The following is a 15,037-nucleotide window of genomic DNA, read 5'->3' on the forward strand; positions in this document are numbered from 1 at the left end:
CGTGGGCGCGATCACGGGAACGTTCAAGGGCTTCGGGGTCACCTTCTCCCACATGTTCCGCAAGGTGGTCACCACCGACTACCCGTTCAAGCCGCCGGTGTCCGCGCCGCGCTACCACGGCCGGCACATCCTCAACCGGCACCCGGACGGGCTGGAGAAGTGCATCGGCTGTGAGCTGTGCGCCTGGGCCTGCCCGGCGGACGCGATCTACGTCGAGGGCGGCGACAACACCGAGGAGCAGCGGTTCTCCCCGGGTGAGCGGTACGCCAGCACGTACCAGATCAACTACGCCCGGTGCATCTTCTGCGGGCTGTGCATCGAGGCCTGCCCGACCCGTTCGTTGACCATGAGCAACGAGTACGAGCTGGCCCGCGACTCCCGGCAGGACCTGATCTTCACCAAGGAGCAGCTGCTGGCGCCGCTGCTGCCGGGGATGGAGCAGCCGCCGCACCCGATGCGGTTGGGCGACAGCGAGAAGGACTACTACGTCGGCGCGCTGACCAACCCGGGCACCTCGGCGGGCGCCGAACGGGCGCCCTGGTCGGAGCAGGGCACCCAGGACGGCTCGGGGACGACGGGAGAGGGCAAGCCATGACCGAGCTCGCAGCGGAGGTCTCCACCGGGGAGGCGGTGACCTTCTGGATCCTGGCTCCGCTCGCGCTGCTCGGCGCGATCGGCATGGTGTGGGCCCGCAACGCGGTGCACTCCGCGCTCTGGCTGGTGCTGACCATGCTCTGCCTCGGCGTGTTCTACGTCGTGCAGGGCGGGCCGTTCATCGGCCTGGTGCAGATCATCGTCTACACCGGCGCGATCATGATGCTCTTCCTGTTCGTGCTGATGCTGGTCGGCCGGGACGCCTCCGACTCGCTGATCGAGACGCTGCGCGGGCAGCGGATCGCCGCGGTCGCCCTCGGCGTCGGCTTCGCCGCGCTGGTCGGCACCGGGCTGTACCGGGGCCTCGGCGGGGTGCAGGCGGTCGGCCTGGAGCAGGCCAACGCGGACGGCAACGTGCAGGGCATCGCCGCCCTGCTGTTCGGCCGCTACCTGGTCGCGTTCGAGGTGACCGCCGCCCTGCTGACCACCGCCGCGATCGGCGCGCTGATCCTCGCGCACATCGAGAAGCGCAAGGAACAGCGGCGCGGCCAACCGGAGATGATGCGGGCCCGGTTCGCCCCCGGCAACTACCCCGGCCCGAAGCCAGGTCCGGGTGTCTACGCCACCTCCACCTCGGTCGCCACCCCCGGCCGGCTGCCGGACGGCACGCTCACCGACCGGAGCATCCCGGCGATCCTGCCGACGCGCGAACTCTCGCCCAGCGAGGCCGCCCCGAAGGGGACTGACAAATGACTCCGGACAACTACCTGATCCTGTCGGCGGTGCTGTTCACCATCGGCGCGGTCGGCGTGCTGGTCCGCCGCAACGCGATCGTGCTGTTCATGTGCATCGAACTGATGCTCAACTCCGCGAACCTGGCGCTGGTCACCTTCAGCCGGATCAACGGTGACCTCAACGGTCAGATCATCGCCTTCTTCGTGATGGTCGTGGCGGCAGCCGAGGTGGTCGTGGGGCTCGCCATCATCATGACCATCTTCCGGACTCGGCGCTCGGCGAGCGTCGACGACGCCAACCTGCTGAAGTACTAAAGGGGCCCACACGTGGAATCGACTGTGGAGTACGCCCAGGCCACGGGGCTGCTGAGTAGCGTGTGGCTGCTGGTGGCCATCCCGCTGGCCAGCGCGGCGATCCTGCTGCTGCTCGGCAAGCGCGCCGACAAGTGGGGACACTGGCTCGGGGTGGTCAGCGTCGGGGCGATCTTCGTCCTCGGCCTGACCTACTTCTTCCAGCTACGCGACCTGGACAACCGGGCGGTCGAGCTGAGCCTGTGGCAGTTCATCGAGGTCGGTGGCCTGTCGGTGGACTTCGGGCTGCTGTTCGACCCGCTGTCGGCGGTCTTCGTGCTGCTGATCACCGGCGTGGGTTTCCTGATCCACGTGTACGCGGTCGAGTACATGTCGCACGACCCGGGACGACGGCGCTTCTTCGCGTACTTCAACCTGTTCGTCGCCGCGATGCTGGTGCTGGTGCTGGGCAACAACTACGTGATGCTGTTCCTCGGCTGGGAGGGCGTCGGTCTGGCGTCGTACCTGCTGATCTCGTTCTGGTACCACCTGCCGGCCGCGGCGACCGCCGGTAAGAAGGCGTTCCTGATGAACCGGGTCGGCGACGCCGGCCTGGTGCTGGCGATCTTCCTGATGTTCGCCACGCTCGGCACCACCCAGTTCGAGGCGGTGTTCACCGGTGCCGGGGCACTGGCGTCCGGCACCATCCTGGCGATGGGCCTGTTGCTGCTGCTCGGCGCGACCGGCAAGTCCGGTCAGTTCCCGCTGCAGGCGTGGTTGCCGGACGCGATGGAGGGCCCGACCCCGGTCTCGGCGCTGATCCACGCCGCGACGATGGTCACCGCCGGCGTCTACCTGATCGCCCGATCCAACCCGATCTTCTCGGCCAACCCGACCCTGCAGACCGTGGTGGTCAGCGTCGGCGCGCTCACCCTGCTGATCGGCGCGGTCATCGGCTGCGCCAAGGACGACATCAAGCGGGTGCTGGCCTGGTCGACGGTCTCCCAGATCGGCTACATGTTCCTCGGGGTCGGGCTGGGCGGCGGCGCGTACGCGCTGGCGATCGTGCACCTGCTGGCGCACGGCTTCTTCAAGGCCGGGCTGTTCCTCGGTGCCGGCTCGGTGATGCACGGGATGAAGGACCAGACCGACATCCGGCGGTTCGGCGGCCTGTGGCGGCACATGAAGATCACCTGGGCGACCTTCGGGTTGGCCTGGCTGGCGATCATCGGCATCTGGCCGTTGTCCGGCTACTTCTCCAAGGAACCGATCATCGCGGCGGCCTTCGAACGGGAGGACTGGACCGCCTGGCTGTTCGGCGGGGCCGCCCTGCTCGGTGCCGGGCTGACCGCCTTCTACATGACCCGGCTGTTCATCCTCACCTTCCACGGCCCGAAGCGGTGGACCGAAGACATCGACCACCCGCACGAGTCGCCGGCGCTGATGTGGGTGCCGCTGGTCCTGCTGGCGGTCGGGTCGGTGGCCGCCGGCTGGCTGATGTCCACCTCGGTGCCCGAGTGGCTGACCCCGGTGCTGGGCACCGAGGAGGGCCACCACGAGGCGGTGCTGTCGCACGGTGTGGTCACCATCCTGGCGTTGGTGATCACCGTGCTCGGCGCGCTGCTCGGCTGGCTGCTGTTCCGCAACGGCACCGCCGAGCAGGAGCAGCCGGCCGGGGTGCTGGTCACCGCCGCCCGGCACAACCTCTACACCGACGCGTTCAACCGGGTGGTCTTCGAAAAGCCGGGCATCTTCCTCACCCGGGCGCTGGTCTTCCTCGACAACCGGGGAGTCGACGGCCTGGTCAACGGCCTCGCCGCCGTGATCGGTGGCAGCTCCGGGCGGCTGCGGCGGCTGCAGACCGGCTTCGTGCGCTCGTACGCGATGTCCGTGCTCGCCGGTGCCTTCGTGGTGGTCGCGGCGTTCCTCGCCCTGCAGATGGGATGGCTGGCGTGAACGACTTTCCGTTCCTCTCGGTGCTGACCGTGGCGCCGCTGGTCGGCGCGCTCGTGGTGGCGCTCGTCCCGCGTCGTCAGGGGGAGCTGGCCAAGTGGCTGGCGCTCGGCTGGTCGGTGGCGGTGCTGGTGTTGTCACTGGTGATGTGGTTCGCCTTCACCGTCGGCGGCGACCGGTTCCAGTTCCGTGAGTCGTACCCGTGGATCCCCAACTGGGGGGTGAACTTCACCTTCGCGGCCGATGGCATCGCGCTGGTCATGCTGATGCTGATCGCGGTGCTGGTGCCGTTGGTGATCCTCGCCTCCTGGCACGACGCGGAGGCGTCGAAGCGGTCGGTGCCGGTCTACTTCGGTCTGCTGCTGCTGCTCGAAGGCACGATGATCGGCGTCTTCGCCGCCGCCGACATCTTCCTGTTCTACGTGTTCTTCGAGGTCATGCTGGTGCCGATGTACTTCCTGATCGGCAGCTACGGCGGCCACCAGCGGCAGTACGCGGCGGTGAAGTTCTTCCTCTACTCGCTGGTCGGCGGTCTGTTCATGCTGGCCGCGGTGATCGGGCTGTGGGTGGTCGGCGGGCAGACCTTCGACTGGCAGGCGCTCAGCGAGATCGACATGTCCACCGGCGTGGAACGCTGGCTGTTCCTCGGCTTCTTCGTGGCGTTCGCGATCAAGGCGCCGTTCTTCCCGTTCCACACCTGGCTGCCGGACGCCGGTGGTGCCGCGCCGGCCGGATCGGCCGCGCTGCTGGTCGGCGTGATGGACAAGGTCGGTACGTTCGGCATCCTGCGCTACTGCCTGGGGCTGTTCCCGGAGGCGTCGCAGTGGTTCGCCCCGTGGGCGCTGGCCCTGGCCGTGATCGGCATCATCTACGCGGCCCTGCTGGCGGTCGGCCAGAACGACCTGAAGCGGCTGGTGTCGTACACCTCGATCTCACACTTCGGTTTCATCGGGGTCGGCATCTTCGCGTTCACCACCCAGGCCGGCACCGGCGCGGTGCTCTACATGGTCAACCACGGGCTCGCCACCGGCCTGCTCTTCCTGGTCGTCGGGATGTTCGTGGCCCGGCGCGGCTCCGCACTGATCAGCGACTTCGGCGGGGCCGGCAAGATGGTCCCGGTGCTCGCCGGGGTGTTCTTCTTCGCCGGTCTGGCGTCGCTGGCGCTGCCCGGCACCGCGCCGTTCATCTCCGAGTTCCTGGTGCTGATCGGCACCTTCTCGGTGAACAAACCGGTCGCGGTGATCGCCACCCTCGGCATCATTCTGGCTGCGGCGTACGTGCTGTGGATGGTGCAGCGCACCACCCAGGGCACGTTGAACCCGGCGCTGACCACGGTCGACGGCATGAAGCGCGACATCACCCTGCGGGAGAAGGTCGTGGTGGCTCCGCTGATCGCCCTGATCCTGCTGTTCGGCTTCTACCCGAAGCCGTTGACCGACGTCATCAACCCGGCCATCGAGGCGACGTTGTTCGATGACGTCGGCACGTCCGACCCCGCCCCGACCGAGGGCGTAATCCAGGAGGCGGCCCGGTGAGCGAGTTCTCATCCCCCGCGATCGACTACGCGGCTATCTCGCCGATGCTGATCCTGTTCGGCGCGGCGATGATCGGCGTCCTCGTCGAGGCGTTCGTGCCCCGCTCACTGCGCAACCCGGTGCAACTGGTGCTGGCCCTGGCCAGCATGGTCGGCGCGCTGGTCGCGGTGGTCCTGCAGGGCAGCACCCGGACGGTGACGGCCGGTGAGGCGATCGCGGTCGACGGCCCCACGCTGTTCCTGCAGGGCGCGATCCTGGTGCTCGGCGTGATGGCGATGCTGCTGATCGGTGAGCGGTCGCTGGAGACCGGCGGCGCCTTCGTCGCCCAGGCGGCGATCGTGGTCAACTCGGCCGAGGACCGCAAGCAGGCGGCCGGCCGGTCCGGTGCGACCGAGGTCTACCCGTTGGCGCTGTTCGCCCTCGCCGGCATGCTGCTGTTCGTCGCGGCCAACGACCTGCTGACCATGTTCATCGCCCTGGAGGCGTTCTCGCTGCCGCTGTACCTGCTCTGCGCGCTGGCCCGGCGGCGGCGGCTGCTCAGCCAGGAGGCGGCTCTCAAGTACTTCATGCTGGGCGCCTACTCGTCGGCGTTCTTCCTGTTCGGGCTGGCGCTGACCTACGGCTTCACCTCCGGGGTGGACAGCCCGACCGGGCCCGGGGTCGACTTCGCCACCATCCGGGCGGCGGTGGAGACCTCGCAGTCCAGCCCGGTGCTGTTGTTCGCCGGCATCGCGCTGATCTCGGTCGGCCTGCTGTTCAAGGCGACCGCCGCCCCGTTCCACGTCTGGGCCCCGGACGTCTACCAGGGGGCACCGACGCCGGTGACCGGCTTCATGGCCGCCTGCACCAAGGTCGCCGCGTTCGGCGCGCTGCTGCGGGTGCTGCACGTCGCCTTCTACGGGGCCGCCTGGGACTTCACCCCGGTGCTGGGCACGGTCGCCATCCTGACCATGCTGGTCGGGGCGATCCTGGCGGTCACCCAGACCGACATCAAGCGGCTGCTGGCGTACTCGTCGGTGGCCAACGCCGGATACCTGCTGGTCGGTGTGCTGTCGCTGTCCGCCGAGGGCCTGGCCAGCACGATGTTCTACCTGGTGGCGTACGGCTTCATCGTGCTCGCCGCGTTCGCGGTGGTCACCCTGGTCCGCGACGCCGACGGCGAGGCCACCCACCTGTCCCGCTGGGCGGGGCTGGGCCGGCGGTCCCCGGTGTTCGCCGGCATCTTCACCTTCATCCTGCTGGCGTTCGCGGGCATCCCGTTGACCAGCGGTTTCACCAGCAAGTTCGCCGTCTTCGGGGCGGCGGTCGGGGACGGCCAGATCTGGCTGGTGATCGCCGGTGTGGTGACCAGCATGATCCTCGCCTTCCCGTACCTGCGGGTGGTGGTGATGATGTGGTTGAGCGAGCCGAGCGACGCCACCCCGACGGTGGTGATCCCCGGTGCGCTGACCTCGGCGGCGTTGATGATCGGGGTACTGGCCACTCTGCTGCTCGGGGTCGCACCGGGAGCGCTGCTGGATCTGACCAGCAACGCCGCCGAGTTTGTTCGATGAACCACCTCACCCGCCCCCAACCTGGGCCGCCACCGCCGCTGTGGCATGGTTGGGGGTGTGGTGAGGACGGCTGACGGCAGCTCCTTCGCGTCTGGCGCGGGAGCGGTGACCTCGATCGGGATCGACATCGTCGACCCGCAGCTGCAGGCGTCCATCGCCGGGATCCTGGCCGACGTCGAGGCCGAGCTGCGCGACAGCGTGTTCAGCGCCGACCCGTTCGTCACCGAGGCGGCCCGCCATCTGGTCGAGGCCGGCGGCAAGCGGTTTCGCCCGTTGCTGGTGGCGCTCGGTGCGCACTTCGGCGACCCGGCGGCACCGCTGGTGGTGCCGGCGGCGGTGGTGATGGAGCTGACCCATCTGGCGACGCTCTACCACGACGACGTGATGGATGAGGCGCCGGTGCGTCGCGGCGCACCGAGCGCCAACTCGCGGTGGACCAACTCGGTGGCGATCCTGGTCGGGGACTACCTGTTCGCCCGGGCCGCCGACCTCGCAGCGGATCTCGGTATCGAGGCGGTACGGCTGCAGGCCCGCACGTTCGCCCGGCTGGTGCACGGCCAGATCGCCGAGACGGTCGGCCCGCATGGCGGCGAGCCTTCGGTCGACCACTACCTGCAGGTGATCGGGGACAAGACCGGGTCGTTGATCGCGACGTCCGCACGGTTCGGCGGGATGTTCGGCGGCGCGCCCGCAGAGCACGTCGAGGCCCTGGCCGGGTACGGCGAGACCATCGGGGTGGCGTTCCAGCTATCCGACGATCTGCTCGACATCGCGTCGGACTCCGCCCAGTCGGGCAAGACACCCGGCACCGACCTGCGCGAAGGGGTGCATACGCTTCCGGTGCTCTACGCGCTTGGCTCGGATGACGGTGACGCCGCCTCCCGACGGTTGCGGGAGATCCTGGCCGCCGGTCCGGTCACCGACGACGACCTGCACGCCGAGGCGCTGGGTCTGCTGCGCGAGTCACCGGCGCTGAAGCGGGCCCGGGAGACGGTGCGCGGCTACGCCGAGGAGGCCCGGTCCCGGCTCGCGCCGCTGCCACCCGGCCCGGCGCGGCAGGCGATGCAGTCGCTGTGCGACTTCATCGCCGACCGGACGAACTAGCCGGGTGGCCGGGGTCCGGTCCTGGTCCGGTCCGGTCGCCCGGGCGGATTTCCGCCGGCCGGCGACGGTACGAGGGCGACGAACGGCACCGCCATTTGCGATGATGTCGCGTTAGCCAATAGCATGAACCGTACGTGTCGGGCGCCACACCGATAGTCGCCACCTGGTGCCCCTGATTCGAAAGGGCATTCCACAGGCGGCTGTCTTTTCATATGGTGTAAGTCCCCGGCGGCGGAGGTGGTTGTGCGCGACCCCTTGGCGGAACCTTCGGACCTCATCCGGAGCGTTTCACGGGCACTGCGTGTGCTCGAAGCGGTCGGACGTGCCCCGCGCGGACTGACCGTCAAACAGATTGCCCGGCGCTGCGAGCTGACCGTGGCGACCACGTACCACCTGGTGCGCACCCTGGCGTACGAGGGCTACGTGATCCGTCGCGAGGACGGCACCTACATCGTCGGCCTCGAGGTGGCGGACCGCTACCGCGAACTGGTCGCCGCGTTCCGCGGCCCGCCAGCGGTCGGTGAGGCGCTGCGCCGCGCAGCGGCGGAGACCGGCTACAGCCACTACCTCGGCCGCTTCGTCGGGTCCCAGGTGGCGGTGACCGCGTCGGCCGACGGGCTGCGCTCGCCGTACCTGGAGGACCTGGTGCCCGGGTTCGACGAGGGGGCGCACGCCACCGCGCTGGGCAAGGCGCTGCTCGCCACCCTCACCCCCGATCAGCGGTTCCGCTACCTCAAAGAGTTCGGCATGCGGCCGTTCACCTCGGCCACCATCACCACCATCGAGGGCTTCGAAGCCGATCTCGCGGTCGGCGACCGGCGCGGCATGCACCTGGAGATCGGCCAGTACCGGCAGGGCCTCGCCTGCGCCGCGGTGATGGTCAACGCGGACAAGGACGTCGAGCGGCGGGTGGCGATCGCCTGCGCGTTGCCGGCGGCCGAGATGATGACCTCGGCCCGGGTGGTCCGCGCGAAGCTGCTCACCGCCGCCCGGGCGGTCGCCGAGGCGATGACCGGCCCGGAGCATCCGGGCAGCTGAACAGTTTCTCCAGGACCTTGAACCGCCCGGCCGGCGGCTACGTGTCATGAGGCGGAAGGGAAGGGCGCCTCTTGACCGACCAGGATTCACAACTGATGCGCGCGTTGCACGAAGAGCACGGTGACGCGCTCTTCGCGCATGCGCTGCGGCTGGCCGGTGGCGACCGGCAGCGAGCCGAGGACCTGGTCCAGGAGACGCTGCTGCGGGCCTGGCGACATCCCGAGTCGCTGGACCCGGAGCGGGGATCCGTACGGGCCTGGCTGTTCACCACGGCCCGGAACCTCGCGATCGACGCCTGGCGTCGACGCAGTGTCCGGGTCGGTGAGGTGGTCACCGACGAACTGCCGGAACCACCACCAGCGGTGGACGAGGCGGACCGTGCCGTGGAGGCGTGGACCGTCGCCGAAGCCCTCGGCCGGCTCTCCCAACCACACCGGGAAGTGCTGATCGAGTGCTTCTACCGGGGGCGTTCGGTATCCGAGGCGGCGGCCAGGCTCGGTGTTCCGCCAGGTACCGTGAAGTCACGGACACATTACGCACTGCGCTCGTTGCGGCTGGTGCTGGAGGAGATGGGGGTGACCCAGTGAGGTGTGACTACGCGCACGACGACGGCGCGTACGTCCTGGGTGCCCTGTCACCTGCGGAGCGAGCGGCGTACGAGCATCACCTCGCCGGCTGCCCGAGCTGCCGGCAGGCAGTCGCCGACATCGCGGTGCTGCCCGGACTGCTCGGCCGGCTGGATCCAGCCGGCTTCGAGCAGATCAGCGACCCGCCGTCGACCGAGCCCCGGTTGGCAACCTTGGTCGACGCGGCGGGCCGGGCCCGCCGCCGGGGCCGGCGGATGCGCCGGTGGCAGACCGCCGGGGCGGCGCTGGCCGCCGCCGGTCTCGCGATCGTGGTCGGCTTCGGGGTCGGCTGGGTGGGGGCCGGCGGTACGCCGGAGACCACGCCCGGCTCCCAGCTCGTCGCGATGCAGCCGGTGGCCTCGCAGTTGCCGATTCACGCCGAGGTGGGTCTGCAGGCGGCGGCCAATGGCACCGAGGTCACCATGCGCTGCTGGTGGGAGCCGACCAACCCGGACGGCCGACCGATGGATTTCGAGCTGGTCGCCTACGACCGGAACGGGGCCAAGCAGCAGGTCGGCTCGTGGGCGGTCAGTCCCGGAGCCGAGATCGTCTTCACCGGGGCGACCCGGTTCGAGCACGACCAACTGGAACGGCTCGAACTGGTCCGTTCCGACGGCGCGGCGATCCTGGCATACCAGATCGGCTGACCTGGTCGGTTGCCGGCCGGTCCCGGTCCGGCCTGGTTGGCCGGTCAGTCCCGGTCCAGGACCAGACCCAGCAGCCAGGTGACCACCCCGACCAGCAGCGCCCCGAGCACGGCGGCCGGCCAGAAACCATCCACCTCGAACGGCAGGTCGAGCTGTCCGGCGATGAATCCGGTCAACAGGAACAGCAGTCCGTTGACGACCACCGCGATCAGCCCGAGGGTCAGCAGGTACAGGCCACACCCGACGGTCTTGACGATCGGCTGCAGCACCGCGTTCACCACGCCGAAGATGACCGACACGAGCAGCAGCGTGACGATCGCCTCGCCGATCGCGTCGGTCTGCAACGTGATGCCCGGAATGATCAGGGTGGCCAGCCAGAACGCCAACGCCGTACTACCCAGGCGGATGAGGAGGCTTTTGAGAAAACCCATCCGGGAATCCTGCCATGCCGACCGCCGGTTGCGGCCCATCGGTCCCGCAGATGCGCCGTCGACGTCCCGGCAGGACCAGTTGCAGTCCCACCAGTTGCAGTCCTACCGGTACCCGGCGCGACGGTTGGTCGACCCTGCTGACCGTCTCCCCGGTTCAGCCGCTCGCTGGCTGATTCGTCGCCGGTGCCACCGCAACCGAGCCGTTATCCACAGCGGACGAGGTGGGGCTGCGGCGGCGGGTCGACCCGACTACGGTCGGCGAGGTGACGTTCACCGCCGTCAGCGGACCGGGACCGAGAGGGGCCACAGCGTGTCGCAGACGCAAGCCGAGTTGGCGATCATGCAGCGGGCGGCCAGCCGTTTCGACCAGGTCGACGAGGAGCTCGACGTGATGCTGCGCGGTCTGCTGCAGCGTTTGGAGGTGCTTCAGCACGCCTGGCGCGGTGCCGGTGGCCGATCCTTCGAGCAGGTCACAGCCGGGTGGGCCAGGGAGCAGGCGGTGTTGCACCGGGCGTTGCGCGAGACGGCGGGAGCGATCCGTACCGCCGGGACGCAGTACCAGGCGACTGACGCTGCGGCGGCGGACCGGGTGACCCGGGCGGGGCGACGGATCGAGCTGCCGCTCTGAGACGGACTGGCCGCCGGCCGGCTGCTCCGGGGCGCTGCCTGGCGGGCGGCACGATGGCACGACACGGAGGAGGTGACCAGTTGGCCGACGGCGAGCTGGTGGTGGATTTCCGAGCGCTGCAACAGGCCAGCGCCGATATCGGGCAGGCGCTGCGTACTCTCGGGTCGCAGTTGCACCAGGTGGAACGGGAGGCTGCGCCACTGGTAGCGACCTGGGAGGGTGCGGCCCGTCAGGCGTACGAGCAACGGCAGGCCCGGTGGCGCGGCGCGGCGCAGAATCTCCAGGCCCTGCTGCGGGAGATCAAGGTCGCCGTCGACGAGTCGGCCGCCGACTATCTGAGCACCGAACGGCGCAACGCGGACCTGTTCCGATGAGTCGAACGGTGTTCTCTCGACTACGCGAAGTGTTTTCTCACATCAGTTGATCTGCAAGGCGTCCGCCGGCCGTTGTGATCGTGGCACCACCTTGTAGGTTGTACCGGACGCGTGTGGCCTGTCCGGTGGAAAGGGGGGTCGGCCGTGACCGATTGGCAACCGGCCACCGAGATCGAGGCCGCGATGCGTGACGCCCTGCTCCGTCAGGACCAGGAGCTCTACTTCCAACTGCTTGCCGGCACCGAGTTGCTGCTCCCGGTTTCGGCTCAGGCCCTGGCCGGCCAGGCCCCGATGGGCTGGGGCACCTGGACGACGAACGGGCGGACCCACGTTCTCGCGTTCACTTCGCCGGTCACCCTGCACGCCTGCCTTGGTGACAGCGGCAGTTCCGCCCGTCGGGTGACGTTTGCGGAATTGGCCGCCACCTGGCCGAACCTGGAGTGGTGGCTGGCGGTCAACCCGGGTCTGCCGATCGAAGGCTGGCTGCCGGCCTGGTTCGTCGCCCAGCTGGCCCGCGGAGACGCGCGACTGCCGAATCGCGGCGGCCAGTCCGAGGGTCGCGCCGATGCCGCCGCCCGAGCCCGCGCGACCGCCACCGTCCCCGGACCGGCCGGCCATCCCGGCGGTGCCGGGCCGGTCGACGGTGGGCCTGTTGACGGTGGGCCCGCTCTACTGCCGGACCACGGCCGGCATCCCACCCGGTACGCCGCCGAAGCTACCGCCGCTGCCAGCCCACCGCCGGCACCGGCCGCTCCGGCGCCGACCGCTCCGGCTCCGGAAGGTCAGTGGCCGCACCCGGACAACGCGGCCGTCGACCCGGCGCCGCCGACCGCCAGTCCGGTGCCGCCCGGCTCGCCGCCACCGTACGGTTCGACCCGCTCCCCGGCCGGTGCGACCGCCGGGCTGTCGGCCGGCGGTCTGCCCCGCCGGGTGCCGACTCCCGCGCCGCCCACTGAAGACCCGCCACCAGCGGCCGAACAGCGCGGTGCGGCCGGCGACACGGTCGTCGGGCCGGCCTTCGAGCCGGCGTCCGGTCCGGCCTTCGAGCCGGCGTCCGGTCCGGCCCTCGAGCCGGCGTCCGGTCCGGCGTTCGAGCCAGACGTTGATCCACCGTCCGGTCCGGTGGTCGAGGAGCCACCGTCCGGTCCGGCCTTCGAGCCGGCCAACGACGTGGAGCGGGACCTGGTCGCGGCGGCGGGCGGCGGCGGCAGCAACTCGTTCCTGTCCACCCTCCTGCTCGCCAAGGTGCTGCTGCCCGTCTCCGAATCGTCCGTCGCCGGGTCCAGACCCGGCGACGAGGGCTTCACCTGGCGGACCGAGACCGCCACCGACGGCACGTTCGTCGTGGTGTTCACCTCGCCGGAGCGGATCGCCGATCACTTCGACACCCCGGTCGAGACCGTCGAAGTGAAGTTCGTCCAGCTGATCCGCCGCTGGCCGGACCCGCAGTGGTCGTTCGTCATCAACCCCGGCACCCCGGTCGGCGCGAAGCTGCCCGGTACCGAGATCGTCGGCCTGGCCAGCTGGGCGGCCGAAGTCGGGCTGGGAGACGAGGAAGCCGACGTCGAACAGCCGGCCGAACCCCAACCCGGCGGGTCGGCCGCGCCGAAGCCGGCCGTGTCCAGCGGGCCGGACGTCCCGGGGCAGCCGACCACGATGCAGAAGACCGTCGCCGCCAGCCAGGTCGGCTACTACCTGGACCGTGGCTACGACCGGGTGTCGGGGTTCGTGCACCGCGCCGCCGAGGTCGCCCACCTGGACACCCCGGCCAAGCTGTACGCGGCACTCGGGCTCGGCTACGCCGGGTCACCGTTCGCCCCGGACGCCGAGGAGATCTTCGTGCTGCGGTGGCCGGCCTACCGGCCGAGCCTCTACCGGATCCCCTACGGCGGCCAGAACGAGAACGCCATGCGGGCGATGGAAGGCTGGGTGATCGAGCGCCCACCGTTCCGTGGCAACGGCTTCGCCCCTGGGGAGAGCAGCGACGTCGTGGCCGAGTTCAAGGTCGACGGGATCCGGCTGCCGCACGGCTCGCAGCTGTGGCGCCTCGGCGCGGACGGCACCGGGACGCTCGTCGCCCGGCTGGACGCCGACGAGACCGCCTGGCAGCGGGTCAAGGAGGAATGATGCGCGACGGCTACGTCGCCCGCTGGCAGGGGCAGGAGTACGACGCCAGCCCGGCCGGCGACGAGGTGCGGATCTACCAGCCGACGGAGGGCGAGGGCTTCACCGCGATCCGCTCCGGCCGGTACGTCCGGGTGGTGCCGATGTCCGAGGTCGACGACTTGGCGTACGTCCGTACCACCTGCACCTGGCACGGCCAGCCGTTCGTCGTGCTCGCCAAGCACGACGGCTGGCTGCGGGTCGAGTACACCGGCGGTCGGGCTCCGGTCGCCCAGTCGCTCGGGCTGGAGGAGTTCGACTTCGGCGTCTACCAGGGCTGGGCGGCGGCCAACGAGGTGACCGAGCTGCGCGAGCACCGGGTCTGACCCCGGGTCGCGGGTCAGCTCTTGGCCCAGCGCAGTACCTCGCCGAGCACCACCTCCGGCGACTCGACGTGCGGGAAGTGCCCCACTTCGTCCAGTAGCCGCCACTCGTACGGGGCGATCACGTACCGCCCGGAACCTTGCGCCGTCCGGGGCAGCACTGCCGGGTCCAGCGCTCCGTGCAGCTGCAACGTCGGTGTCACCAGCGGCTCCTGCAACAGCTTGACGAAGCGGTAGCCGTGCAGCCGCAGCAGCGACCGGAACGCCCAGCGGTATCCCTCCAGCGCGCAGAACGACGCCTGCGGAATCCGCATCGCGGTCCGGCACAGCTGTTCGTACTCGGTGAACCGGGCTCCGCCCGTCCACGCCGGCCCACCCCACTGGCGGAGGAACCCACCGACCATCGCCGCGTCGTCGCGGGTCAGCACGTGTTCGTAGCGGGGCAGCTGGAAGCGCAGCGACGGGGTGGAGGCGGCGGCCTGCCCACGCGGGTCGGTGAAGATCGCCGAGCGTAGCCGCAGCGGGTGGGCGGCCCCGATGACGACCAGCCGGCGCACCATCCTCGGGTGGAACGCGGCGGCGGTCCACCCGATCATGCCGCCGAAGCCGGCGCCGACGATGACCGCCGAACGCTCGCCGAGCGCCCTGATCATGCCGGTGACATCGGCGGCCAGCGTGTATCCGTCGTACCCGCGCGGCGGCTTGTCGCTCGCGCCGAAACCGCGCATGTCGACCGCGACGGCACGGTAACCGGCATCGGCCACCGCCGGCAGCATTTCGTGCCAGGCCCACCAGAACTCGGGAAAGCCGTGCAGGAAAAGGACCAGCGGGCCGGTGCCGGCCTCGACCACGTGGAACCGGCTGCCGTTGGCGCCGACGTACCGGTGCTCCCAGGGGCCCTTGATGAGCACACAGGACTCGTCGACCGGGCCCGCTGTCCTGCCACGTTCTCCCATGGCGACAGCGTAGGCCGGCCCCGCACCACCGTATCCGGCCTGGGCAAACAATAAAGGTTGATTCAGGGCGATCACCGGCGTGGGCTC

At 70.1% G+C, this 15,037-nt stretch carries 16 protein-coding genes; 14 read left to right on the top strand and 2 right to left on the bottom strand.

Annotated features, from left to right (window positions below):
• Position 1 precedes the first annotated feature (1 nt).
• The 10 genes from nuoI (at position 2) to O7629_RS29330 (ending at position 10,075) form a co-directional block, all read left to right on the top strand.
• A complete protein-coding gene (gene nuoI / locus O7629_RS29285; RefSeq protein ID WP_123607126.1) occupies positions 2-595 on the top strand; it encodes an NADH-quinone oxidoreductase subunit NuoI in 594 nt (197 codons plus the stop codon).
• Positions 592-1,347, top strand: coding sequence for an NADH-quinone oxidoreductase subunit J (locus O7629_RS29290; RefSeq protein WP_278173315.1), 756 nt, complete (start codon positions 592-594; stop codon positions 1,345-1,347). The genes nuoI and O7629_RS29290 overlap by 4 nt, the downstream gene beginning before the upstream one ends.
• Positions 1,344-1,643, top strand: a complete 300-nt coding sequence (nuoK, locus tag O7629_RS29295; protein WP_123607128.1) for an NADH-quinone oxidoreductase subunit NuoK — start codon at positions 1,344-1,346, stop codon at positions 1,641-1,643. Before O7629_RS29290 ends, nuoK begins: the two co-directional genes overlap by 4 nt.
• Before the next feature lie 12 nt (positions 1,644-1,655).
• Entirely contained in the window at positions 1,656-3,575 is a 1,920-nt protein-coding gene (gene nuoL / locus O7629_RS29300) for an NADH-quinone oxidoreductase subunit L (RefSeq protein ID WP_278173318.1), read from the top strand.
• Positions 3,572-5,107 (top strand): NADH-quinone oxidoreductase subunit M, encoded by a 1,536-nt coding sequence (locus O7629_RS29305; RefSeq protein ID WP_123607130.1) that lies wholly within the window; start codon positions 3,572-3,574, stop codon positions 5,105-5,107. The genes nuoL and O7629_RS29305 overlap by 4 nt, the downstream gene beginning before the upstream one ends.
• Positions 5,104-6,660 carry an NADH-quinone oxidoreductase subunit NuoN gene (gene nuoN / locus O7629_RS29310; protein ID WP_278173321.1) on the top strand — a complete coding sequence of 519 codons (1,557 nt, stop codon included), beginning with the start codon at positions 5,104-5,106 and terminating at the stop codon, positions 6,658-6,660. Before O7629_RS29305 ends, nuoN begins: the two co-directional genes overlap by 4 nt.
• Positions 6,661-6,705: 45 nt before the next feature.
• Entirely contained in the window at positions 6,706-7,764 is a 1,059-nt protein-coding gene (locus O7629_RS29315; protein ID WP_278173322.1) for a polyprenyl synthetase family protein, read from the top strand.
• A gap of 243 nt (positions 7,765-8,007) precedes the next feature.
• A complete protein-coding gene (locus O7629_RS29320; RefSeq protein ID WP_278173323.1) occupies positions 8,008-8,802 on the top strand; it encodes a helix-turn-helix domain-containing protein in 795 nt (264 codons plus the stop codon).
• 92 nt (positions 8,803-8,894) lie between these two features.
• Complete coding sequence (locus O7629_RS29325; protein ID WP_233606748.1) at positions 8,895-9,389, top strand: sigma-70 family RNA polymerase sigma factor; 495 nt, start codon at positions 8,895-8,897, stop codon at positions 9,387-9,389.
• The gene (locus tag O7629_RS29330; RefSeq protein WP_278173324.1) at positions 9,386-10,075 is read left to right on the top strand and encodes a zf-HC2 domain-containing protein; all 690 of its coding nucleotides are present in this window, start codon (positions 9,386-9,388) and stop codon (positions 10,073-10,075) included. The genes O7629_RS29325 and O7629_RS29330 overlap by 4 nt, the downstream gene beginning before the upstream one ends.
• A gap of 44 nt (positions 10,076-10,119) precedes the next feature.
• On the opposite strand, the gene O7629_RS29335 is transcribed toward O7629_RS29330, so the two are convergent.
• Positions 10,120-10,506, bottom strand: coding sequence for a phage holin family protein (locus tag O7629_RS29335; protein ID WP_278173326.1), 387 nt, complete (start codon positions 10,504-10,506; stop codon positions 10,120-10,122).
• A 310-nt stretch (positions 10,507-10,816) separates the two neighbouring features.
• On the opposite strand from O7629_RS29335, the gene O7629_RS29340 reads away from it, so the two are divergent.
• From O7629_RS29340 to O7629_RS29355, 4 genes are all read left to right on the top strand, one after another.
• Positions 10,817-11,134, top strand: a complete 318-nt coding sequence (locus tag O7629_RS29340; RefSeq protein WP_278173328.1) for a WXG100 family type VII secretion target — start codon at positions 10,817-10,819, stop codon at positions 11,132-11,134.
• An 80-nt stretch (positions 11,135-11,214) separates the two neighbouring features.
• A complete protein-coding gene (locus tag O7629_RS29345; protein ID WP_278174719.1) occupies positions 11,215-11,508 on the top strand; it encodes a WXG100 family type VII secretion target in 294 nt (97 codons plus the stop codon).
• A gap of 144 nt (positions 11,509-11,652) precedes the next feature.
• Complete coding sequence (locus tag O7629_RS29350) at positions 11,653-13,635, top strand: SseB family protein (RefSeq protein ID WP_278173330.1); 1,983 nt, start codon at positions 11,653-11,655, stop codon at positions 13,633-13,635.
• A complete protein-coding gene (locus O7629_RS29355; RefSeq protein ID WP_123604350.1) occupies positions 13,632-13,997 on the top strand; it encodes a hypothetical protein in 366 nt (121 codons plus the stop codon). Before O7629_RS29350 ends, O7629_RS29355 begins: the two co-directional genes overlap by 4 nt.
• Positions 13,998-14,011: 14 nt before the next feature.
• Here O7629_RS29355 and O7629_RS29360 read toward each other — a convergent pair whose 3' ends face one another.
• Positions 14,012-14,950 (bottom strand): alpha/beta hydrolase, encoded by a 939-nt coding sequence (locus tag O7629_RS29360; RefSeq protein WP_278173333.1) that lies wholly within the window; start codon positions 14,948-14,950, stop codon positions 14,012-14,014.
• Positions 14,951-15,037 lie beyond the last annotated feature (87 nt).

The sequence above is a fragment of the Solwaraspora sp. WMMD792 genome, from assembly GCF_029626105.1.
GTDB lineage: Bacteria > Actinomycetota > Actinomycetes > Mycobacteriales > Micromonosporaceae > Micromonospora_E.